This is a genomic window from Paraburkholderia sp. BCC1885 (assembly GCF_900996235.1).
GTDB lineage: Bacteria > Pseudomonadota > Gammaproteobacteria > Burkholderiales > Burkholderiaceae > Paraburkholderia.
The window spans coordinates 1-1,237 of sequence record NZ_CAAJGM010000007.1 but is presented as its reverse complement, the minus strand read 5'-3'; the positions used below and the strand labels follow the sequence as shown (position 1 = coordinate 1,237).

Here is a 1,237-nt window from a genome sequence, read left to right as displayed (position 1 = left end):
AGGGGTCTGTAGCTCAGTCGGTTAGAGCACCGTCTTGATAAGGCGGGGGTCGATGGTTCGAATCCATCCAGACCCACCAAAGTCTTGTCTGGTGTGCTGATCGTCTAAAACCTCTGGGGTATCTGTATGACTGGGGGATTAGCTCAGCTGGGAGAGCACCTGCTTTGCAAGCAGGGGGTCGTCGGTTCGATCCCGTCATCCTCCACCAATCCTCAATGCCTAGTGTTCTGCAAGCGCAGTAGCTGCAGAGTGTTATGCATTGGCGATTGAGCCAGTCAGAGTGATACGCAATCAGAGATTGCGATATCGGCTGTCGTTCTTTAACAATCAGGAAGAAGTAGTAAAGAGATTCACGAAAGCATACTTAGAGATGGGTGTGTGAGTAGGTGAATCAGGGTTGTGATTGTATCGAAAGTATTTTTAAGTGATCGAAAGATTGCTTTGGAATACGGCGCAACACGAATACTCAACCTGTAGCGGTTGTGAATCGACACCCCCTTCGGGGGTCGGGCCAGCGTAAGTGCTAAAGCACTAACGCTGGCCGAGAGAGACACACCCGTTATAGGGTCAAGCGAACAAGTGCATGTGGTGGATGCCTTGGCGATCACAGGCGATGAAGGACGCGGTAGCCTGCGAAAAGCGACGGGGAGCTGGCAAACGAGCTTTGATCCGTCGATGTCCGAATGGGGAAACCCACTCCGAATGGAGTATCCATGGCTGAATACATAGGTCATGAGAAGCGAACGCGGCGAACTGAAACATCTAAGTAGCCGCAGGAAAAGAAATCAACCGAGATTCCCAGAGTAGTGGCGAGCGAAATGGGACCAGCCTGTACTCTTTATCTTCATTGTTAGTCGAAGGCTCTGGAAAGTGCCGCCATAGCAGGTGATAGCCCTGTAGACGAAAACAGCGAGGAAGAACTAGGTGTACGACAAGTAGGGCGGGACACGTGAAATCCTGTCTGAAGATGGGGGGACCATCCTCCAAGGCTAAATACTCGTGATCGACCGATAGTGAACCAGTACCGTGAGGGAAAGGCGAAAAGAACCCCGGGAGGGGAGTGAAACAGATCCTGAAACCGCATGCATACAAACAGTCGGAGCCTTCGCAAGGGGGTGACGGCGTACCTTTTGTATAATGGGTCAGCGACTTACATTCAGTGGCAAGCTTAACCGATTAGGGCAGGCGTAGCGAAAGCGAGTCCGAACAGGGCGTTCAGTCGCTGGGTGTAGACCCG

The 1,237-nt window shown here is 52.0% G+C and carries 2 tRNA genes and 1 rRNA gene; all 3 read left to right on the top strand.

Annotation, left to right across the window (positions count from 1 at the left end):
- Positions 1 to 2: 2 nt before the first annotated feature.
- A tRNA-Ile gene (locus tag FQ755_RS00055) sits at positions 3 to 79 on the top strand.
- A gap of 53 nt (positions 80 to 132) precedes the next feature.
- A tRNA-Ala gene (locus FQ755_RS00050) sits at positions 133 to 208 on the top strand.
- A 357-nt stretch (positions 209 to 565) separates the two neighbouring features.
- A 23S ribosomal RNA gene (locus FQ755_RS00045) occupies positions 566 to 1,237 on the top strand; the annotation flags it as partial.